The sequence below is a fragment of the Halomonas sp. RT37 genome (assembly GCF_040070525.1).
Classification (GTDB): domain Bacteria; phylum Pseudomonadota; class Gammaproteobacteria; order Pseudomonadales; family Halomonadaceae; genus Halomonas; species Halomonas litopenaei.
In genome coordinates, this window is the sequence record NZ_CP098827.1 from 3,732,930 (window position 1) to 3,754,258 (window position 21,329).

General features: G+C 64.7%; 18 protein-coding genes and 1 pseudogene. 4 read left to right on the forward strand and 15 right to left on the reverse strand.

The annotated features are described in order from the left end of the window. Positions 1 to 139: 139 nt before the first annotated feature. On the forward strand, positions 140 to 1,138 hold the full coding sequence (cra, locus tag NFG58_RS16180; RefSeq protein WP_213229162.1) for a catabolite repressor/activator: 999 nt from the start codon (positions 140 to 142) through the stop codon (positions 1,136 to 1,138). 53 nt (positions 1,139 to 1,191) lie between these two features. On the opposite strand, the gene NFG58_RS16185 is transcribed toward cra, so the two are convergent. The 6 genes from NFG58_RS16185 to NFG58_RS16210 form a co-directional block, all read right to left on the reverse strand. After that, positions 1,192 to 3,366 (reverse strand): ATP-binding protein, encoded by a 2,175-nt coding sequence (locus NFG58_RS16185; RefSeq protein ID WP_348826980.1) that lies wholly within the window; start codon positions 3,364 to 3,366, stop codon positions 1,192 to 1,194. 166 nt (positions 3,367 to 3,532) lie between these two features. After that, a complete protein-coding gene (locus NFG58_RS16190) occupies positions 3,533 to 3,946 on the reverse strand; it encodes a molybdopterin-dependent oxidoreductase (protein WP_231498610.1) in 414 nt (137 codons plus the stop codon). A gap of 242 nt (positions 3,947 to 4,188) precedes the next feature. Next, positions 4,189 to 5,007 (reverse strand): DUF2189 domain-containing protein, encoded by an 819-nt coding sequence (locus tag NFG58_RS16195; RefSeq protein ID WP_045994083.1) that lies wholly within the window; start codon positions 5,005 to 5,007, stop codon positions 4,189 to 4,191. Between the two features lie 221 nt (positions 5,008 to 5,228). Continuing rightward, the gene (locus NFG58_RS16200) at positions 5,229 to 5,657 is read right to left on the reverse strand and encodes a universal stress protein (protein WP_045994084.1); all 429 of its coding nucleotides are present in this window, start codon (positions 5,655 to 5,657) and stop codon (positions 5,229 to 5,231) included. Positions 5,658 to 5,668: 11 nt separating this feature from the next. Then, entirely contained in the window at positions 5,669 to 8,263 is a 2,595-nt protein-coding gene (locus tag NFG58_RS16205; RefSeq protein ID WP_287164204.1) for a TRAP transporter permease, read from the reverse strand. A 212-nt stretch (positions 8,264 to 8,475) separates the two neighbouring features. Further along, the gene (locus NFG58_RS16210) at positions 8,476 to 9,459 is read right to left on the reverse strand and encodes a TAXI family TRAP transporter solute-binding subunit (protein ID WP_045994086.1); all 984 of its coding nucleotides are present in this window, start codon (positions 9,457 to 9,459) and stop codon (positions 8,476 to 8,478) included. Positions 9,460 to 9,896: 437 nt separating this feature from the next. Between NFG58_RS16210 and NFG58_RS16215 the strand changes: the two genes are divergently transcribed. Beyond that, on the forward strand, positions 9,897 to 10,763 hold the full coding sequence (locus NFG58_RS16215) for a carbon-nitrogen hydrolase family protein (RefSeq protein ID WP_348826981.1): 867 nt from the start codon (positions 9,897 to 9,899) through the stop codon (positions 10,761 to 10,763). A gap of 11 nt (positions 10,764 to 10,774) precedes the next feature. Then, positions 10,775 to 11,302 (forward strand): macro domain-containing protein, encoded by a 528-nt coding sequence (locus NFG58_RS16220; protein WP_348826982.1) that lies wholly within the window; start codon positions 10,775 to 10,777, stop codon positions 11,300 to 11,302. Between the two features lie 76 nt (positions 11,303 to 11,378). Here NFG58_RS16220 and NFG58_RS16225 read toward each other — a convergent pair whose 3' ends face one another. From NFG58_RS16225 to NFG58_RS16235, 3 genes are all read right to left on the reverse strand, one after another. Then, positions 11,379 to 12,674 carry a TRAP transporter large permease gene (locus NFG58_RS16225; protein ID WP_045994088.1) on the reverse strand — a complete coding sequence of 432 codons (1,296 nt, stop codon included), beginning with the start codon at positions 12,672 to 12,674 and terminating at the stop codon, positions 11,379 to 11,381. Next, positions 12,664 to 13,140, reverse strand: coding sequence for a TRAP transporter small permease (locus NFG58_RS16230; RefSeq protein WP_045994089.1), 477 nt, complete (start codon positions 13,138 to 13,140; stop codon positions 12,664 to 12,666). The genes NFG58_RS16225 and NFG58_RS16230 overlap by 11 nt, the downstream gene beginning before the upstream one ends. Positions 13,141 to 13,229: 89 nt before the next feature. Beyond that, a complete protein-coding gene (locus NFG58_RS16235) occupies positions 13,230 to 14,252 on the reverse strand; it encodes a DctP family TRAP transporter solute-binding subunit (protein ID WP_108132557.1) in 1,023 nt (340 codons plus the stop codon). 424 nt (positions 14,253 to 14,676) lie between these two features. On the opposite strand from NFG58_RS16235, the pseudogene NFG58_RS16240 reads away from it, so the two are divergent. After that, a pseudogene (locus NFG58_RS16240) lies at positions 14,677 to 15,516 on the forward strand (EamA family transporter); the annotation flags it as partial. 54 nt (positions 15,517 to 15,570) lie between these two features. Here NFG58_RS16240 and NFG58_RS16245 read toward each other — a convergent pair. The 6 genes from NFG58_RS16245 to pyk form a co-directional block, all read right to left on the reverse strand. Further along, the gene (locus tag NFG58_RS16245; protein ID WP_348826983.1) at positions 15,571 to 16,080 is read right to left on the reverse strand and encodes a DUF192 domain-containing protein; all 510 of its coding nucleotides are present in this window, start codon (positions 16,078 to 16,080) and stop codon (positions 15,571 to 15,573) included. A gap of 9 nt (positions 16,081 to 16,089) precedes the next feature. Next, positions 16,090 to 17,238, reverse strand: a complete 1,149-nt coding sequence (locus NFG58_RS16250; RefSeq protein WP_348826984.1) for an ABC transporter ATP-binding protein — start codon at positions 17,236 to 17,238, stop codon at positions 16,090 to 16,092. A 2-nt stretch (positions 17,239 to 17,240) separates the two neighbouring features. Beyond that, positions 17,241 to 17,909 carry a molybdate ABC transporter permease subunit gene (gene modB, locus NFG58_RS16255; RefSeq protein ID WP_222515969.1) on the reverse strand — a complete coding sequence of 223 codons (669 nt, stop codon included), beginning with the start codon at positions 17,907 to 17,909 and terminating at the stop codon, positions 17,241 to 17,243. Between the two features lie 7 nt (positions 17,910 to 17,916). After that, entirely contained in the window at positions 17,917 to 18,732 is an 816-nt protein-coding gene (gene modA, locus NFG58_RS16260; RefSeq protein ID WP_348826985.1) for a molybdate ABC transporter substrate-binding protein, read from the reverse strand. Positions 18,733 to 18,778: 46 nt separating this feature from the next. Next, the gene (locus NFG58_RS16265; RefSeq protein WP_045994095.1) at positions 18,779 to 19,501 is read right to left on the reverse strand and encodes a GntR family transcriptional regulator; all 723 of its coding nucleotides are present in this window, start codon (positions 19,499 to 19,501) and stop codon (positions 18,779 to 18,781) included. Between the two features lie 162 nt (positions 19,502 to 19,663). Further along, complete coding sequence (gene pyk / locus NFG58_RS16270; RefSeq protein WP_045994096.1) at positions 19,664 to 21,139, reverse strand: pyruvate kinase; 1,476 nt, start codon at positions 21,137 to 21,139, stop codon at positions 19,664 to 19,666. Between the last annotated feature and the right edge of the window lie 190 nt (positions 21,140 to 21,329).

Consider the following 21,329-nt stretch of genomic DNA (forward strand, 5'->3'; position numbering starts at 1 on the left):
TGGTACGATTCAGCGCACATGGCAAGTCGCAAAAGCTACGACTTTGGCAGGGGGACACTGCTGCCATGCCAGGTAGACTAGAGGGAATTGACACCTTGTCGCCGTGACCACGCCCGACGCCTTCAATGGAGACACCCGCATGACCTTGGCCGAAATTGCCCGCCTGGCCGGCGTTTCCCGCACCACCGCCAGCTACATCGTCAATGGCAAGGCCAGGGAGCGCCGTATTCGTCAGGACACCGTGGACCGCGTGATGGCGGTGGTCGCGGAGCATGGCTACCGCGTCGATGCCCAGGCGGCGGCCCTGCGGCGTGGCAGCAGCCGTATCCTGGGGCTGATCGTGCCGGACCTGGAAAACTCGAGCTACGCCCGCCTGGCCAAGCACCTGGAACGCGGAGCGCGGGCCCAGGGCTACCAGCTGCTGATCGTCGGCTCCGACGACCAGCCCGACAGCGAGCGGGACCTGGCCCTGTCACTGCGCGCCCAACGCTGCGAGGCGCTGATCGTGGCAAGCTGTCTGGCGCAGCCGGAGTCCTTCTATACCGAATTGATGCACGAGGGTTTGCCGATCATCGCCATCGACCGGGGCCTGCCCGAGGCGAGCTTCGCCAGCGTCGTCAGCAATGACCGCGAGGCCGCCGAACAGCTCACACGCTCGCTGATGACGCCGGCAGTCAAAAGCGTGCTATGGCTCGACGCGGTGCCGCACCTTTCGATCACCGAAGAGCGCCGCGCCGGCTTCCGCGCAGGCGTGGAGGGACGCGAGCTCGAGTGCACCCTGGAAAGCGGCGATCACTATGCCCGCGAGGAAGGCGCCAGGCTGCTGGCTGACTACATCGACAAGAAGGGACTGCCCGACGCCCTGGTAACCGCGTCCTACATTCTGCTGGAAGGCGCCCTGGACGAATTGATTGCACGCGGCGGCCTGCCCCCGCGTCTGGCCATGGCGAGTTTCGGCGACAACCGCCTGCTGGACTTCCTGCCGCTGGCGGTCAACTCCGCCGTCCAGGATCATCGGGGCATCGCCGAGCAGGCCCTGGCGCTGGCGATGGATGCGGTGCGGGGTGAATACCGGGCTCAGCGGGTGGTGGTGCCACGACATCCGCGCTGGCGGCGTCCCCGTCCCCAAGGCAACTGAGCCACTGAGCCGTCCACCTTCACCAGCAACACAGCGGGACGCCGAAGCCGACCTCAGGTCTGGGAGGCGCGCCTCTCGCTGCGGGAAAAGGCCGCCAGGGTGCGTTCAAGCAGCTCAGGCAGCGCATCGATGACGCCTCTGGCATCCTCGATGCAGCCATCCAGGGCACAGCGCTCCAGCGCTCGCGCCGCCTCGGCCAGAGCCATGGCGCCGACGCCGGCGGCCTCGCCCCTGAGCTGATGGGCCAGTTGGGCCAGCGGCTCCTCCTCGCCTCGCCGGTAGGCGCTCTGGATCTCCGGCAAGCGTTCGCGCGCCTGTCGCCCGAACAGGTCCACCAGAGCATCCCGGCGCTCGCCCCCAAGCCCTTCGTCCAGGGCATCGAGCGTATCGGCATTGATCAGTGAGGTGATACCCCTCGGAGTCGTCGAGGTCTCGGACTCTCCCAGCAGGTGGCGCTTGAGCACCATCAGCAGCGTGCCCATCAACAGCGGCTTGGTCAGATAGTCGTTCATGCCGGCGGCCATGCAGTCCGACTCATCGTGACTGGCGCCACCAGCGGTCATCGCCACCACGGGAACCTCACTACGCCAGTCGGAAAAGCTGCGAAGGCGTCGGGTGACCTCGCGACCATCGAGGTCAGGCATCTGGACATCCATCAATATCAGGTCAAAACGGCGCTGTGAGCAGAGAGCCAGCGCTTCCTTGCCGCAGGAAGCCAGGGTAGCCGAACAGCCGAGGCGTTCCAGCATCGCGATCGCCACTTCCTGGTTGACCAGATTGTCTTCCACCACCAGCAGATCCGCCTCGGCGAGCTGCTTGGGATGGGCGCGCGCCCTGGCCACCGTCAGCGGTTGACGGCGGGGTTCGTCACAGGGCACCAGCGGCAATCGGAACCAGAAGCGACTGCCCTTGCCTCGGCGGCTGTCGACCCCTATATCGCCCCCCATGGCTACCACCAGGCGCTTGGAAATCGCGAGGCCCAGACCGGTGCCACCATAGCGCCGGGCGACGGAGGCATCGCCCTGGCGGAAGGGCTCGAACAACTGAGGCAGCAGGGACGCCTCGACACCCTGACCGGTATCCACCACGTCGAACTGCACCCAGCCCTCGTCCACAGGCGCTACCGACAGCCTCACCATGCCGCGGTCGGTAAACTTGATGGCGTTGGCCAGCAGGTTGAGCAGCACCTGTCGGAGCCGGCCCGGGTCCCCCTGGAGTCGTGCCGGCAGCGTCTCGTCCACGTGGCCAAGCAAGCGCAACCGCTTGTCGAGTGCGCGCGGACGAAACAGCTCCAGGGCATCTTCGATCAAGGCATCGAGTGCCACCGGCTGAACATCCAGCTCCATGCGTCCTGCCTCGATCTTGGAGAAGTCGAGGATGTCATCGATCATGCCCATCAGTTGGCGGGCGCTGTCATGAATGGTGTGCGAGTAGCGGCTGGCGGGCTCCGACAGTTCGAGATCACGCAACAGTTCGCTCATGCCAATGACGCCATTGAGCGGTGTGCGTACCTCGTGGCTCACCGTCGCCAGAAAGTCGGACTTGGCCTGACTGGCGGACTGGGCGCGCCGGGCACTGATTTCCAGTTCGCCGCTCAACGTTTCCAGTGCCTTGCGCGAGGCCTCGTTATCACGGGCTTCCTTGAAAAGTACGGCAAGCATGACCCCTCCGGCCAGGCTCATACCGAGGATCATCACCAGCAGCAACAGGTACAGTCGCTGCAGACGAACACGCTCTGCGGTATTGATCTCGGCCAGATGGCCGTTGACGGCCATGATCAACCTTTCGGTCTCGGTGGATAGCGCGGCAAGATGCTGGTCAAGAACGGCCTCTGCCTCGCTATCGAGGGACGCCAGGGCACTGACCTCGGCATCCAGGTCCTGCATCAGGCTGATGATGATCGACAGTTGGCGACGCGCGGCCGGAGCCTCCTCGACCAGATCGTGAATGTCGCTGTGGCGAAACAGGTTCAGTCGACTGAACAACAGGTCGAACTCGAGCCTGAAGCCGGCCAGTTGTTCGGGTCCATGCTCCCCGAACAACAGGTGATTGCGCAGCAACACCACGTCTCGGTCCAGCTTGTAGGAATGCCAGGTGATGTCCTCCACCACCTGGTGGGAAAGATTGTCATGGCGCCAGGCGACCAGACCGATCACCACCATGGCAGCAGCAAAGAAGGTCAGTGCCGCCACGGCACTGAATACCAGTCTCAGAGGATAGCGTCGCATACGGAACGGATGCGCCGAGCACCCTCCTCCTTGGGTCGGGAATCTGCTGGCAGAATGTTCGGGGCGACACCAGCCGATACACCGGGATCACTCACTATGGTATTGGGGCGCTGCACTCCCTGCCTTGCCTCCTGATGGCCTTCGACCGATCTCCCGGTGACATTGATCACGGGACCTCGATGGCATCTACCTGCCACACCGAGCGAAACTGGACCGACTCGTTAAGTAGTTCTGGATGATCATCGAAAGGGTACAACACGAACAGCGGGCCGAAGTTTCGCACCGACATCGCTTCGCCGTCCTGCTTCATGGCCAGGATGACGTCATAGCGATAGGCATCGGAGACCGGGATATCGGCCACGAAGCCGTTCAAGGCGTGCACGCGAATGCTGTCGGCGGTGACACCGGCGGATTCCAGCACGCTGCGGAGCAGCGGCCCCTCGAAACGGCTGGCCTGGCTATGCCACGGGGTATCGGTCACCAGCGCACGACTCTCCAGATCGTCGAGCATGGCACGATCCAGCAGAAGCTGTGCATCCACATTGGTGTTCTGGATATTGCCCGATACTTTAAGCAGCACAGGCCCCTCCGGAGCTGGCAGAGGCTGGGAATGGGCCTGGCCGATTCCCCCTGCTACCAACAGCCCCAGGAGGACACCCACCTGGCAAAGGAAAGCTGGCACCCGCATGACGTCTCCTGACTCTTTCTGCAGGAGTAGATTACGTGATCGAGCGCCAAAGGTCAGTCTGCGGGCCCCTCGAGCTTTGCTGGTTCAGGAAAACGCCCCCTGTCGGGGCGTCTTCGCGGATCAGGTTGCCGCCCTCAGGCGCCGGGGTCGTCCAGCCGTTCGCACACCACCAGGTCTTCGTAGGCGTGCCAGCTCGCGTGCCCCAGTACCGGCAGAATCAAGGCAAGCCCGATATAGAAGGTGGCCATCCCCACCAGTACGCAGCCGGTGAGAATCGCTGCCCACAGCAGCATCGGTCGGAAATTGCGTGCCACCGAACGAATACTGGCCTCGATGCCCTCCATGAACGTCAGGTCCTGATCCATCAGGGTTGGAATCGCGACCACACTGATGGAAAAGGCGCCAAACGCCAGCACACAGCCAAAGGCCAGCCCCACCACCAGCATGCCGAGGCCTTCCGGCGTGGTCAGAAGTGACGCATAGACCGTGGACGGATCCGGCGACTGGAGACCGAAGAACAGAGCAAACAGCAAGGTGGCCAAGCGAATCCAGGCGAGAAAGAAGATCATCATCATCACGCCCATCATGGCCAGTTGCCCGGTGTGGCCGCGCCAGGCGCCAAAGGCATCCCCCAGGGTCGGCGAGCGGCCTTCTTCCAGCGCCCTGCTGATACCGTAGGAGCCCACCGCCACCAACGGCCCGATGAACATGAAGCCGGCCACCAGCGGCAACAGCCAATGCCACAGTCCCAGCGTCAGCGCCCCTGCCGTGACGGCGATGCTGAGCCCGACCCAGAACATGCCATAGGACAGGCTGACCGCAGTGGCGGCCCGAAAATCCTCGAATCCCGAAGATAACCACACCCTGGGCCGCCCCATACCGACGTTCTTGATGGAGATCTTTACCCTGGCCCCGCTCGACTCCTTGTCGTGTCGTGATGCTGCTGCACTCATCATCTACTCCCCCTTGTACCCACGGATGACGGTTGCCACCGCCCACCTGTCACGGGAGTCAAGGGGCAAGATGCGAGGTTCCTTCACGCCATCGCCGGCGCCCATCGACTCTAATTTGACTGTAGTTGATGGGCCCTGGATTCGCCTTCAACCTACGCAAGCTTACGAAAACGCCCCCTCATGTGAGGGGGCGTCGATGGCGCTAGCGCTTGTCGTCTGGGTCAACGCACGATCATCACCGAACACTTGCTGTGATGGACGACGTGCTCGGCGTTGGGGCCGATCACGTAGTCGGCGAACTTGCGCTTGGTATGCGAGGCCATGACGATCAGGTCGGCATCGATCTTCTTGCCGACCTTGATGATGGCTTCCCAGGGGGAGCCATCGGCGATGATCGCCTGAGCCGTCAGGTCCTCCGGCACGTGCTCGACGATGAAGTCATGCTGCGCCTTCTGTACCGCTTCATGGGCCTTCTTGGCGAAGTCCTTGGGGAAGTAGGACCCCACCAGCGGCATGCGGTAGTCCGGCAACACCGTCACCAGGTGCAGGCTGGCCCCAAAGTTGCGGCACAGCGAGAGCGCCACCGGCAGTGCCCTCTCCCACGACGATGGCTCATTGAGATCGACCGGTAACAGGATCTTCTGGTACATGACGGACCTCCTCAGGCCGTGGCCTCAGTGGTTTCAGGGGGCCGGCGACGGCGTTGTGCCAACACGATCAGGGCGAACAGCAGAAGCGCCGGAATCCACATCAGCTCTTTCGGCCAGCGATCCACCGGTGCCTGAATCTCGACGATCTCCTGATCGAAGTCGAAGCCGAGGTCCGCAGCCTGACTGCCATAGGTCACCATGTCGACGATGGCGCGACCGTCCTCGACGATCAGCTCCAGACCGAGATTGAGCAGGCGATCCTCACCGGTCTCGCCCTCTGCCACCGGAAGCGTCATGTAGGTCGTCAGCGGATCGCCGAAGGCGTCCTCGCCCTTGACCTGCAGACGCAGGGTGCTGTCCTCGTCCACGTTGCCGTAGGCCTCGACGAACTCGGACGGCGGCACACTGCGATAAGGATCATGGATGATGTCCATCCAGAAGCCCGGGCGGAACAGGGTGAAGGCCACCAGCAGCAGCAGGATGCTCTCGTACCAGCGATTGCGGGTGATCATGTAGCCCTGGGTCGCCGCGGCGAAGATCAGCATGGCGATGGTCGCCACCACGAAGATCAATACGCCCTGCAAGGGCGCCACATCGATCAGCAGCAGGTCGGTGTTGAAGATGAACAGGAACGGCAACGCGGCGGTACGCAGGCTGTAGTAGAACGCCTGGAAGCCGGTGCGGATCGGATCCCCTCCAGAAACCGCCGCGGCGGCAAAGGAGGCAAGGCCCACCGGCGGCGTGACGTCGGCCATGATGCCAAAGTAGAACACGAACAGGTGCACCGCGATCAGCGGTACCAGCAGACCATTCTGCTCACCCAGTTGCACGATCACCGGAGCCAGCAGCGCCGACACCACGATGTAGTTGGCGGTGGTCGGCAGCCCCATGCCCAGGATCAGGCTGAGAATGGCGGTGAAGAACAGAATCAGCATCAGGTTGCCCATGGACAGGATCTCGACCACGTCCGCGAGCACCAGGCCGACACCGGTCTGGGAGACCGCACCCACGATGATGCCGGCGGTGGCGGTGGCGATACCGATACCGATCATGTTGCGCGCGCCGGTCACCAGCCCCGTCCACAGGTCCAGACAGCCTTCGCGCAGATCCTTGCCAAGATCACCCCGCCCACGGAAGGCGTGCATGATCGGGCGCTGGGTCAGCATGATGAAGATCATGAACACCGTCGCCCAGAAGGCGGACAGTCCCGGTGACAGGCGCTCCACCATCAGACACCAGATCAGCACGATCACCGGCAGGATGTACTGCAGGCCTACCAGCACCGTGGGTCGGGTCTGGGGCAGCTTGTAGATAGGCTCGTTGGGATCATCGAGCTCGAGCTCGGGATAGTTTGCACCCAGCTTCAACAGCGCCACGTAGACCACCGAGAGCGCCACGGCCACCACCCAGGGAGTCGCATCACCCAGTACCGGCTTGAGCCAGCCCAGGCCGTAGTAGACACCCAGCGCCACCACCATCATCAGCAGCAGACCACCGAGGAAGCCGATCACCTTGCGTACCAGCGGCTTGGGCGGGTTGGAGCTTTCCAGCCCCTCCATGTTGGCCTTGAGCGCCTCGAGGTGAACGATGTAGATCAACGCGATATAGGAAATCAGCGCCGGCAGGAAGGCGTGCTTGATCACCTCCACGTAGGAAATGCCGACGTACTCCACCATCAGGAAGGCGGCGGCGCCCATCACCGGCGGCATGATCTGGCCATTGACCGAGGAGGACACCTCCACCGCACCGGCCTTCTCCGAGGAGAAGCCGACACGCTTCATCATCGGAATGGTGAAGGTACCGGTAGTCACGGTATTGGCGATGGACGAGCCGGAGATCAGGCCGGTCATGCCGGAGGCCACCACGGCGGCCTTGGCGGGCCCGCCCTTGTAGTGGCCCAGCAACGAGAAGGCGACCTTGATGAAGTAGTTGCCGGCACCTGCCTTGTCGAGCAGCGCGCCGAACAGCACAAACAGGAAGACGAAACTGGTCGAAACGCCCAAGGCGATACCAAACACACCCTGGGTGGTCAGCCACTGGTGATTGACCAGGCCGTAAAGGCTGACGCCACGGTGAGCGAGGATACCCGGCATCCAGGGCCCCGCCAGCGAATAGAAGATAAAGATCGAGGCGATGATCATCAGCGGCGGCCCGAGCGCCCGCCGTGTTGCCTCGAGCAGCAGAATCAGGCCGGTCACACCGACGATGACGTCCTGCAGGATGGGTGCGCCAGGACGGTCAGCCAGCTGTTCGTAGAACACGAACATGTAAGCCCCGGCGGAAGCGGCCAGAATCGCCAGCACCCAATCCTGAAGAGGAATGCGGTCCCGCGGCGAGCGCTTGGTCGCGGGGTAGGCCATGAAGGCCAGAAACAATGCAAAGGCCAGGTGAATAGAGCGCGCTTCGGTGGCGTTGAAGACGCCGACGCCGGCCATGAACGGCAACGGCGAAGCAATCCATAGCTGGAACAGCGACCATGCCGCCGCAACGCCTACCAGCAGCTTGCCGGGCGCACCCAAGGGGTTGCGCGAACCGGAGTCGCTGGAGGCGACCATGTCCTCGAGATCCACTTCGGACTGCGTGGATCTCTTGTTGTCCTCAGTCATAAGCGTGCCCTGCCTGGAAGAGGAATCGTCATGATGGAGGGCTTCGCCTCCATCCCCGAATGCCCGCTTTCGCGAGCCAGTCGTGCTGGGCTGTCTGGTCTCTACCGAACGTCCGGTGTCGATCCATCGACGGGCCACAACGCACTGCGCGGCCGCCCAACGGCCGACCGCGCAGAGATTAGCTGGCTATTCCCCCGAGAGGGGAAGAACCCTTACTCGATCCAGCCCTGCTCGCGATAGTAACGAGCGGCACCTTCATGCAGCGGTGCGGACAGACCGTTGGATACCATGTCCTGCGGATCCAGGTTTTCGAAGGCCGGGTGCAGACGCTTGAAGCGATCGAAGTTGTCGAACACTGCCTTGACGGTCTGGTAGACCAGCTCGTCGTCGGCCTCGGCGCTGGTCACGAAGGTCGCGGCGACACCGAAGGTCTCGACGTCATCCGGGTTGCCCTTGTACAGACCGCCAGGAATGGTGGACATGGAGTAGTACGGATACTCCTCGACCAGGCCCTTGATGGCGTCGTCGTTGAGCGGCACCAGCTTGGCGTCGACGGTGGTGGTGGCTTCCTGGATGGAACCATTGGGGTGGCCGACGACGTAGGCCATGGCGTCGATGTTGTTGTCCGACAGGGCAGATGCCATCTCGGCTGCGTCGAGCTGCGAGGCCAGCGAGAAGGTGTCTTCGGTCCAGCCCTTGGCGTCCATCACCACTTCCATGGTGTTGCGCTGGCCGGAACCCGGGTTACCGATGTTGACGCGCTTGCCGGCCAGGTCATCGAGGCTCTCGATGTCGGCGTCGGCACGGGCCAGGATGGTCAGCGGCTCGCCATGCACCTTGAACACGGCACGCAGGTCTTCGTAGGCTTCGCCCTCGAAGTTGCCGGTACCGTTATAGGCCTGATACTGCACATCAGACTGGGCGACACCCATGGTCAGCTCGCCACTGCGAATACCATTGACGTTGGCCACGGAGCCACCGGTGGACGGCGCGTTACAGCGGATGCCGGTCTCTTCGCTGTTGCGATTCACAAAGCGGCAGACAGACTGGCCAACGACGTAATACACGCCGGTCTGACCCCCGGTGCCGATGGTGATGAACTGTTCTTCGTCCTGGGCCATGGCCGGGGACGTGAACATGGCGGCTCCGAGAATGGCGCTGGACAGTGCAGCGGCGGAGAAAGCATGGCGCTTCATGGTCACACCTCTTTTGGTATTGTCGACGTTGACGGCATGGACTCGTGCCTTGCCCCTCCTGGGCCGGCAAAAGATCCACCAGTCATTCCTTTCGCGATAAATTCACCTGGAGAGACCAGGCCGAATCATTGTAAAACGAGAGTTTAGCTACCGCTAACGTTTAGTGGGCGTTAATTTTTTCTGCAAGATCCCCCACGACGATACGAGGCATCGTCTCCCCCCTCTTTCGCCGGCCTGTGACGGCGACCTGCAACGATGACCAAGTACACCACAGGGTCTCGGGGCGCTCGACCACTGACACTCGAAAATCGGAAATCGAGCGTCGACGGTCTACCGTGAGCATAGCCCTTGGCACCGCTGACGCAATCGACTGCCGCCCATGTCGTCGCGCTGTCGATTCGGGTTACCCTGGCGCTTTCGCCAACTGCGAGGAATCCATGCGCCTGCTGGCTTGCCAGACCTCTATCGCAGCGACCCGCAATCGGCTCGACCAGCGTGCCCATCTCGACGCCCTGGCCGAGCACCTGCGCACTGCCGCATCGCAGCCACGCCCACAGCTGATCGTGCTGCCGGAGCTGTCGTCCCAGGAGTACGGCGAGCAGGCCTTCGAGGCGATGGATGAACTCGATGACGACCTGCAAGGGCCTGTGACAGCACACTATTGCGCACTGGCCCAGGAACTCGGGTGCCCGATCGCCTTCGGCGTGGCGCGTAGATCACGCCGGGCCGACGGCTCCCTCCAACGCCATATCAGCCAGGTGGTCGTCGACGCCGAGGGGCAACTGGCGGGAGCCTACGACAAGCTGCACTGCGCCCAGTTCGGCGCCAGCGCCGAGGCGACCCACTTCAGCCCGGGCGAGCGCCTGGTGACGCTGGATATCGCCGGCTGGCGCGTCGGCTTCATGATCTGCTACGACCTCAGGTTCGGTGAGCTGGCGGCCCGCTACCGCCAGTTGGGCGTCGACCTCATGATCCACCCGGTGGCCTTCACTCGGGACTTCTCCTTCACCAGCTGGCACAGCTTCGTCATCACCCGGGCGATGGAAAACCAGTGCTACTGGCTAAGCCTCAACCGGGCCGGTAACGGCTGGGGGCACTCGCTGCTGTGTCCGCCACTGGTCACCCCCGAGGCGTCGCCAGAGGTTCTGGGCGAAGAGGAGGCGTTCGTCAGTTGGCAGCTCGAGCGCGACAGCCTGGAGCACGCCAGGAAGCGGCTTCCACTGGCGGGCGACCGCCGTCAAGACATCGAACGGCTGGCCACAGGGCCGCTACCGTCACCGACGGTTACCACCGCAAGCCAATGACAGGAGTCTCCATGGACTATCCCTTGATCGAATGCATTACCGGTGACATCGCCCGCCAGGCCGACGTCGAGGCGGTGGTCAACGCAGCCAACGCCCAGCTGGAAAGCGGCGGCGGTGTGGCTGGCGCCCTTCACCGCGCTGCCGGCCCGGAGCTGGCCCAGGCCGGACGGCCGCTGGCACCGATTCGCCCCGGCCAGGCGGTCATCACCGAAGGCTTTGCGCTGCCCAACGCCTGGGTGATCCACTGCCTCGGCCCGGTCTACGGCGTCGACGAACCGAGCGCCGAGCTGCTCGCCGGCTGCTACCGAGAGGCGCTGGGCCTGGCCCAGCAGCACACTATCCGTCGGCTGGCGTTCCCGGCACTGTCCACCGGCGTGTTCGGCTACCCGCTGAACGAGGCGGCGGAAATTGCCGTGTCCACGGTCCTGACCACCCTGCCCGCCTGCCCCGATATCGAACTGGTACGCTTCGTGCTGTTCGACGAGGCCAGCCGAGACGTCCATCAACGCTGGCTCGAGACGCTGACCGACAACGACTGAAGACCATGAACACAACAAGGCGCGAGCCATGCTCGCGCCTTGTGCCCCCACTGCCCAGGGTACTGCCCCAGGCGGCCTAGACGTTGTAACCCAGCACCCGAGGCAGCCACAGCGCGATCTCCGGGAAGATCACCACCAGTGCCAGCGCCGAGGCCATCGCCGCCACGAACACCATGGCCCAGCCCAGGGTCTGCTCCAGCCTGACCTTGGCGACCTCGGTGGTCACCATCAGGTTGACCGCCACCGGCGGAGTAAACTGGCCGATGGCGATGTTCATGGCCAGCAGGATGCCGAACCACACCGGATTCCAGCCGAAGTGCTGCATCACCGGGATCAGGATCGGCATCATGATCAGGTAGATCGAGATGGCGTCCAGCAGCATGCCCGCGGCCAGCACCGCCAGCATGATCAACAGCAGCAGCAAGGTTCCGTTGTCGGATAGCCCGATGACCCACTCTGCCAGGTGACGGAAGGTGCCGAGCATGGTCCCGGACCAGGCGAAGATGCCCGCCAGGGCGATGATCAGCATGACCACCCCGGACACCACCGCCGCCTCGCCCATCAGCCCCCACAGGTCCTTGAGCGACAGCTCACGGGTCAGCACCAGGCCGACCAGGATGCCGTAGGCCACGGCGACCACCGCCGCCTCGGTGGGCGTGAACAGGCCACTGCGCAGACCGCCGAGTATGATCACCGGCGCGAACAGCGCCGGCAGCGCCTCGCGGAAGCTCTTGCCGATGGGTGGGCGCTCCATCTCGGCAGGGTCTTCCCAACCATAGCGCCGGGACAGCCACAACGCCGGAATCAGCAGCGAAGCGCCGGCCAGCACCCCGGGAAAGAGTCCGGCGGCGAACAGCGCCCGCAGATCCACTCCCGGCACCACGATGGAGTACAGGATCAAGGCCACCGAAGGCGGGATCAGGATGGCGGTAGACGCCGAGGAAGCGATCAGGGTCGCCGAGAAGGGCCGCGGATAGCCCGCGCGGGTCATGCTCGGCAGCATCACCATCGCCACCGCGGCGGCGTCGGCGGGGCCGGAGCCGCTCATGCCCCCCATGATCATGCACACCACCACCGCGACCACCGCGAGGCCACCATGGCGAGGCCCGATCAGCGCCTGGGCGAAGCGCACCAGGCGTGCCGCGACCCCCGCCCGCTCGAAGATCAGCCCGGTCAGGATAAATAGCGGAATGGCGATCAGCGGATACTTGGCCACGCTGTTGTAGGTATTGGTGCCAAGGGTCGCCAGCATCGCCGGCGACAGCCCGGTGACGATGCCCACGGCGCCGGACAGGCCCAGCGAAAAGGCCACCGGCACGCCGGCGATCAGCAGCACCAGAAAGGCGATCAGCATCCATACATCAGGCGTCATCGTGAGCACCTCCGCGCAGTCGCTCCAGGCTCGCCTGGCACTGGCGGAGGAACATCAGCCCCGACAATAGCGGCAGCCAGATCAGGTACCACCACTGGGGCAGCCCAAGTCCGGGCGACAACGACTGCCACTGGTACTCCTGCCAGGTCATGAGCGCACCGAACCAGGTGATCAGGCCCAGCACCAGCAGCCCGCACAAGCCCTGGAAGATCACCAGCAGGCGATAGCCAAGCGGCGGCAGCGCCCGCTCCAGCAGGCCGATACGGATATGGCGATGGCTTCGCAGAGCCACCGAGGCACCGGCGAAGGTCAACATGACCAGCAGAAAGACAGAAAACTCTTCGGTGAACGCAAAGGAACCACCGGTGATGTAGCGCACCACCACATTGACCAGGCTGATCGCACCGATGATCAGGATCGCCAGGGTGGCCAGGGTGCGCTCGATTCGTGCATCAGGACGTTTCATCGAGAAAGGGCGTCGGTAGGGAGTCAATCAACGCCGACCCTCGATCATGAGGGTCGGCACAAGGTTTACCGCCGCGTCAGAGCGGTTGCTCAGCGCGCGTCGATGGCGCTTCGGGCGGCCTCGACCAGGTCCTCGCCGATGCGCGGTACCCACTTCTCGTAAACCCCTTCGGTCGCCGCGACGAACGCCTCGTGCTGCTCCTCGTTCAAGTCGGTGACGGTCACACCACGCTCCTGAATGGCCGCCAGGCGCTCGCTCTCCTGCTCGCGGGTCATGGCGATCTCCCAGGCGCCGGCTTCGACCGCGGTCTCACGCAGCAACGCCTTCTCGTCATCGGACAGGGTGCTCCAGACCTGCTGGTTGGCGGCGAAGATCAGCGGATCGTTCATGTAGTTCCACAGCGTTACGTGCTCCTGGCCGACCTGGTCGATACGCGCCACGTCGAACACCGACAGCGGGTTCTCCTGGCCATCCACCGCGCCGGTGGTCAGCGCCGGCTTGGCGTCGGCCCAGCTCATCTGGGTCGGGTTGGCGCCCAGTGCGCTGAAGGTGTCCTGGAACAGCGGCGACCCCACCACCCGGATCTTCAGGCCTTCCAGGTCCGCCGGCTCGTCGATCACGCCCTGGGAATTGGACAGCTGGCGGAAGCCGTTCTCGCCCCAGGCCAGCGGCACCACGCCCCGCGACTCGATCGCCTGGAACACCAGCTCGCCGGCCTCACCTTCGGTGATCGCGTCCACCGCGCTCTCGTCCGGCATCAGGAAGGGCAAGGAGAACAGATTGAGTTCCGGCACCTGGGGCGACCAGTTGATGGTCGAGCCCACCGCCAGGTCGATCAGCCCCGAGCGCATCGCCGAGAACTCCCGGGTCTGGTCACCGCTGACCAGCTGGGAATTGGGAAAGACCCTGAGCGTCAGCTCGCCGTCGGAACGCTCCTCGACCAGGTCAGCCCACTTCTGAGCGGCCTGGCCCCAGGGGAAGGCATCGGAAAGCACCGTGGAGACCTTGAGTTCCCGCGCTGCGACGTCCGCCGAGGCGGCCAGCGAGCCAAGGGCGATGGCCGCACCGACCAGGGTGAGAGAGAAACGAGACGGCGAGCGCGAGCCGAACAGAGATGTCATGACGTGTCCTTGCATTGATGCCCCCTTGGCCAGGCCAACGCTGACCGGCACCTGACACAAGCGCTGCATCAGAAGCCGGATCTAGCCTGGCGAAGGCTGGGGGTCGAGTGTGGTGATTAAGGGAGAAACGTATTGATCTTGTCGACTTTTCAATATGCCTGCAAACGGTAATCCGCGACAAGTGCCGCGCGATGCGCGAAAGGCCCGTTGGCCTTCGGACACGCACGCTCAGATGTCCTCGCCATGTCGTTCGTGCGAGGGCTGCACGGCTGGAGCGTGTGAGAGCGTGGACATCGAGCGTCTGCGAAGGGGGGACCGATCATGACGTGGTGAACAAGGCAGTCGAACGAAGGCGCCCCTCGGACCGGCCCAGGGGCTCTGCTATGCTGCTCGTTTTACCCATCAAGGACGACCGGTGCCCCTACGCGACCTCCTTCTCGGCCTCCTGGTCATCGCCATCTGGGCGTTGAACATCATCGTCATCAAGCTTGGCGTGTCAGACATGCCGCCCTTGCTCCTGACCACCCTGCGCCTGGCATTGGTGGCCGCGCTGCTGGTGCCCTTTCATCCGGTGGCGCGCCATCAGCTGCCCTTCCTGGCACTGCTGTCGGTGACCTTCGGGGTGATGAACTTCGCCCTGCTGATCATCGGGCTCGGCCAGGCCGAGGCGGGTACCGGTGCCTTGCTGGTGCAGATGGGTACGCCCTTCGCCACCCTGCTGGCGGTGATCTTTCTCAGGGAGCGGCTCGGCGCAAAACGCCTGGTGGGACTGTTGCTGTCGTTCGGTGGCATCGGCGTGCTGGCCGGAGGGCCGACCCTGCCGGCGCCGCTGCCTACCGCACTGCTGCTGGCCAGCGCCCTGGGCTGGGCGGTATCCCAGCTATTGATCAAGCTCGGGCCCAAGGTCTCGCCGATGGCGATGGCCGGCTGGATCGCGCTGTTCGCCACTCCACAGCTGGCGCTGGCCTCCTGGTGGTTCGAGGACAACCACTGGCAGGCGCTGCAGGATGCTGGCCTTGCGGGATGGGGAGCGGTGCTCTACACCGCCCTGATGTCCTCGATCCTGGCCTACGGCATCTGGTTTGGCTTGATCCGGCGCCACGACGTCAACCGGGTGGTACCGCTGACGCTGCTGGTGCCGGTGCTGGCGGTGATCCTCGGCATCGTGCTGCTGGGTGACAGCGTCAACGCCTACAAGCTGGGCGGTGGTGGCATGGTGGTCGCCGGGGTGGCGCTGATCGTCATCCGCTTCGGGCCCCGTCGTGCTCCCGCCCCCCCCGCCGGTACCCAACGCCGTCAGCAAGGACCCCTAGCCGCTGCAGCTCCCGCTGCTGCCCGGCCAGCTGACACAGTCGCCGGGACCGACGCCCAGCGCCTCGAACGTCCCGGCCTTGACCTCCAGGGCAGCGTGGTAGCGCGACGCCGGGCGGGTGGTCGGACATCCCTGGGCCTCGCCCTGGCAGGGCTCCATGCGACGAATCTCCTGGATGCGTCCGTCGGCACCGATAAAGGCGATATCCAGCGCCAGCAGGGTCTGATACATCCAGAAGCCGTTATGCACCCCCTGGGGACTGGCGTAGAGAAACAGCATGCCGGCATCATCGGCCAGTCGCTCGCGCCCCATCAGCCCACGGTTGCGCTCCGCCGCCTCGTCGGCCACCTCGACCGTCAGACGACTCGGCCCCTGGGATCCATGGACCACCAGGGTCACCTCTTCCCTGTCGGCGGCGGCAAAGGCCGACGTCACCAGAAAGGGAGTAGAAAACGCCACCGGCGCGAGCGCCAGGGAGCTGAGGAATCGACGGCGAGTCAGGGTCATGGAGGCCTCTCAGTCAGGATGGTCATCGGCAGACAAGGCAGGCAGCTTATCCGCTTGCATCAGGTGGATGCCAGCAGCCAGCAACGAGACATTGACCCAGGCACCCTGCTCGAGTCCATTGCGCCTGGCGGCGTGGGTCGAGATATCAAAGCGCAGGGGCTGGCTTTCGTGAGGCACCCTCAGGGTCACGGAACTCTGTCCGCCCAGCACCAGCAGCTCGTCTACCCGCGCGGTGACCAGGTTTTCCCGCACCCCGCGGGAGGGCCGGTCGCGGCGCTGCAGCACGATATCGGATTCCGGCAGGTACCAGGTCACCCTGGCTCCCTCGCCAAGCCCCTCGAGGCCTGCGGCCACCTCAAGACACCACTCGCCCCAGCCAAGGCGCAGTCCCTGGGCGGTATCGACCACTCGCCCGCTGAAGATGTTCGGCCGGTCCAGCAGGCGCGCCACCTCGGGACTGTCGGGGCGCCGGAACAGTTCGCTCGGGGTGCCCTGCTGCAGGGTCCGGCCGCCATGCAGCACGCACAGGCGATCGGCCAGGGCGCTGGCCTCGTTGAGGTCGTGGGTGACCAGCACGATGGGGATATTGAGGCGTTCGCGCAACTGCACCAGCTCACGCTGAAGCCGCCGGCGCGTCACCTGGTCCACCGCCGAGAAGGGTTCGTCGAGCAGCAGCACCTGTGGCTCCCTGGCCAGCGCCCTGGCCAAGGCCACCCGCTGACGCTGGCCGCCGGACAGCTCTCGCGGCAGGCGCCGCTCCAGCCCTTCGAGGTTGACTCGCTCGAGCCAGTGCGCGGCTCGCAGGCGACGTTCACGCCGCGGCAGGTGGCCCAGGGCGGTGGCGATATTGTCGGCGGCGTCGAGATGAGGAAACAGCGCATAGTCCTGAAACACCAGCCCCACCCTGCGCCGCTGCGGCGACCACACCACCCCCTGTTCGGCGTCAAACCACCGCTCGCCGCCACAGCGCACCGTCCCCGAGGCAGGAGCATAGAGCCCCGCGATGGCGCGCAGCAGGGTCGACTTGCCGCTGCCCGAAGGACCGACCAGCGCCAGCAACTCCCCGGGACGGCAGGCGAACCGTGCCTCGAGCGGAATCGGCCCGGGCTGGGCCAGGTCGACGTCGAGTCCCGCATGGACATCCTGGTGATGGTGCATGCTCAACGCCCCCGCCAGCGGCGGCGCGCCGCCAGCCCGTAGACCACCGCAATGGTCACGAAGGAGACCACCAGCAGCAGCGCCGACATCACCCCGGCGGCCCCCTCGTCGAAGGCCTGGACGTGGTCGTAGATGGAAATCGCCAGGGTGCGGGTCTCGCCATCGATGGCCCCGCCCACCATCAGGATGACGCCGAACTCCCCCAGGGTGTGGGCAAAGGTCAACGCCAGCGCCGAGATGACACCGGGCATCACCAGCGGCAGTTCGATGGTCATAAAAGTGCGCCAGGTCGATAGCCCACTGCACCAGGCGGCCTCACGCAGGTGGTCCGGCAAGGCCTCGAAGGCACGCTGGATCGGCTGTACCGCGAAGGGAATGTTGACCACCAGCGAGGCCAGCAGGATGCCGCTGAAGGAGAAGTTCAGGCTGGTGCCGGTCAGCGCCTGCCAGGCGCCGCCCAGCGGGGCGTCGGCACTGAAGGTGAGCATCAAGTAGAAGCCCATGACGGTGGGCGGCATCACCAGCGGCAGTGCCACCAGGGATTCCGCAAGCGGCCGCCAGCGTGACCGGCTGTGGGCCAGGCGCCGCCCAAGCCAGATACCCGGTGCCAGCAACAAGAGACTGGTCAGCAAGGCCAGCTTGAGCGAGACGACCAGCGCCAGAGCGTCCATAAAGCGGCTACTCGCCGGTCACGGGCGCAGTGAAGCCATAATCCCGCAGAATCTCCTGCGCCTCGGGCGTCTGCAAGAAGTCAAAGAAGGCCTCGGCGCCGGCGCCCGCCCCTTCGAGCAGCACCATGCGCTGTACCAGCGGTCGATGCCAGTCAGCCGGGATCAACCGCCAGGCAGCGCGCTCGGCCAGGCGTGGCGCCTTGACCAGGGAATAGGCGACCAGGCCACCGGAGGCCTCGGCGGACAGCGCGAACTGGGCGGCCTGGGCGACGTTTTCACCCAACAGTTGCAGGGGTTCACTTGCCTGCCACAGCCCTTGGCGTTCGAGTACCTCGCGGGCGGCCATGCCATAAGGGGCGTGGCGCGGGTTGGCCAGGGCGATACGCCGCGCAGGGCCGCCCTGCTCAAGCCCTGCGACCGCCTCGCGCACCGCCTCAAGCGGTGCGTCCTGCGGCGGCAGCGGTCGATCGTCACGCTGCAGCCAGACCAGCCGGCCCTGGGCATAGTCGACGCCCTCGCCCTGGGTCAGCCCGGCCTGCTCGAGGTCCTGAGCGCGGCGCTCGTCCGCCGACAGAAACAACGCGAAGGGCGCCCCCTGTTCGATCTGGCGCTGCAGATTGCCCGAGGCGCCGAAGGTGACGCTGAGGTCGATGTCGCCATCCTTGCTGGCGCCGCTGTCGCTCGTCTTGAAGCGCTCGATCAGGGAGGGCATCGCGAACTGCAGCGAAGACGCCGCCGCGACGTGAACCCGGTCGGCCACGGCGGACATCGGTGCAAGTCCGAGAGACAGGCCAAGGAGAAGGATCGACAAGGGAAAACGCATGATCAACACGGCTCGCGGCGGCAATCAGGAAGAAAGGAGTCTCGCCTCAACCCTCGCCGCCCAGGATCGACTTGAGGTCGATACGGCTGTCCCGTGGTCCCAGGTCGAGAAGGCCCATCAGGCTGTCGAGGTGATGCTCGATGTCGTTGCGACTGGCTGCGGCGTCGCCACTGCGCAGGTGCTCGAGCAGACGGTGGTGATCGCCCTCGAGATAGCAGCTACCGAGCCCCTGGCGCTTGTACAGCGCGATGACGATCGAGGTGCGCAGGATCAGGTCAGTGAGCATGGTGCCCAGCACCCGGTTGGGAGAATGCTCCGCCAGCAGGTGGTGGATCGCCAGGGAATGTTCGATGCGTGAAGGCTCATCATTGGCGAGAAAGGCCTGACGCTCACGGTCGGCACGATCCTCGATCTGCAGCAGTACCGTCGATGGCAGCGTGCCGGCGGTCAGCGCCGCCAGCTCACCTTCCACCAGGCGTCGGGCGGCAAAGGTCTGGCGGGTTTCGTCCACGTCCGGTGAACGCACCCTCGCCACCTGATTGGGACGCTGGTCGACCACGTATTCGGAGGCCAGACGCGTCAGCGCCTTGCGCACCACCGAACGACTCACGCCGAACACCTCGCCCAGCGTCACCTCGGGCAGTCGAGTGCCCGGCGGCAGCCGCTGGGCCAACACGGCTCGGCGAACCTGGCGTACGATATCCCCATCGCTGATGCGTCCCCCGGCCTTGATCTCGGCCAGCACCTCTTGCTGCCAGGCGTTGCTCATTGCTGCCTACCCATCATCTTGGAAAGCTTGACCTTCTCACGTTTTCTGCCATTGCACCACATTCGGCGCATCATATGTATACACCAGTGGTGGCACCCCACAACGACCGCGCCCGATCCATTGGATCGGGCGCGGAACCTGTGCATCGGGCTGAGTGAAGGTTCAGCCAGCGACGTGACCGTCGTTGACGTCCAGGATCTTCAGGGTATTGGTGCCACCGTGGGCGTTCATGTGGTCGCCGCGGGTCAGGATGACGTGATCCCCCGGCACGGCCACGCCGTGGTTGACCAGACGCTCCAGGGCGCGGTCGTTGAGCTCGGAGGCGGACATTTCGCTGGTGTCGAAGGGCAGCGAGATGACCCCGCGATACAGCGCCATGCGCCGCTGGGCGATGGGGTTGTGGGCCAGCCCGACGATCGGCAGGCCCGAGCGGATGCGCGAGGCGATCAGCGGGGTGTAACCGGTGGAGGTCATGCAGGCGATGGCGGCCACCCCCTCCAGATGGTTGGCGGCGTACATCGCCGACAGCGCGATGGTCTCGTCGATGCGCTCGAAGCCTTCGTGGATGCGGTGCCCGGACTCCTGGGCGATACGCTCGCGCTCGGCGCCCAGACAGACGCGATCCATGGCTTCGATGGTTTCCACCGGGTAGTCGCCGGCGGCGGTCTCGGCCGACAGCATCACCGCGTCGGTAGCGTCCAGCACCGCGTTGGCCACGTCGAACACCTCGGCCCGGGTGGGCAGCGGCGACTCGATCATCGACTCCATCATCTGGGTGGCGGTGATCACCGCGCGGTTATGGCTGCGGGCATGCTTGATGATGCGCTTCTGGGTACCGATCAGCTTCTCGTCACCGATCTCGACGCCCAGGTCACCACGCGCCACCATCACCGCCTCACTGGCCTCGATGATGCCATCCAGGGTTTCATCGGAGGCCACCGCCTCGGCGCGCTCGAGCTTGGCGACCAGGCCGATCTCGGCGCCGGCCTCGCCCAGCAGGCGACGCGCCTCCAGCATGTCCTCGGCGGTACGCGGAAAGGACACGGCCAGATAGTCGACGCCGATATCGATGGCGGTCTTGAGGTCTTCCTTGTCCTTGTCGGTCAGTGCCGGCGCCGACAGGCCACCGCCCTGCTTGTTGATGCCCTTGTTGTTGGACAGCTTGCCGCCGACCACCACACGGGTATGGATCTGGCTGCCGTCGACGCGATCCACGTCCAGCACCACGCGGCCATCGTCCAGCAACAGACGGTCGCCACCGGCCACGTCGTCGGCCAGTTCCTTGTAGTCGCAGCCGACCCGAGTGGCGTCGCCGGCCTGGGAATCCATCGACACATCGATGACGAAGTCAGCGCCTTCTTCCAGATTGACCGCCCCCTCGGCGAAGCGGGCGATGCGGATCTTGGGTCCCTGAAGATCCCCCAGCGCGGCCACACTGCGACCGAGTCGATCGGCGATGGTCCGGACCTCGTTCAGGCGGCGGCGATGGTCGTCGGCGCTGCCATGGGAAAAATTGAGGCGAACCACGTCGACGCCGGCACGCAGCATCTCCTCCAGGACCCCTTCACGATCACTGGCGGGCCCGAGGGTGGCAACGATCTTGGTACGACGTACGGGGGTATGCGGGAGTTGGCTCATGCTGTCCTCGACTGGTTCGAAAATGACGCAAGCAGGATAGGTGGAAGCCACTTCGATGGCATCCAGATCCGAATCCTGTAATTTTACTACAAAATGATCGCTGTAGCGACCACCACTAAAGGCCAAGATGCTGGTGCCACCACCTCTGCAATGCGCCAAGGTTAGGCGCAACCTGATGATATACGAGGAT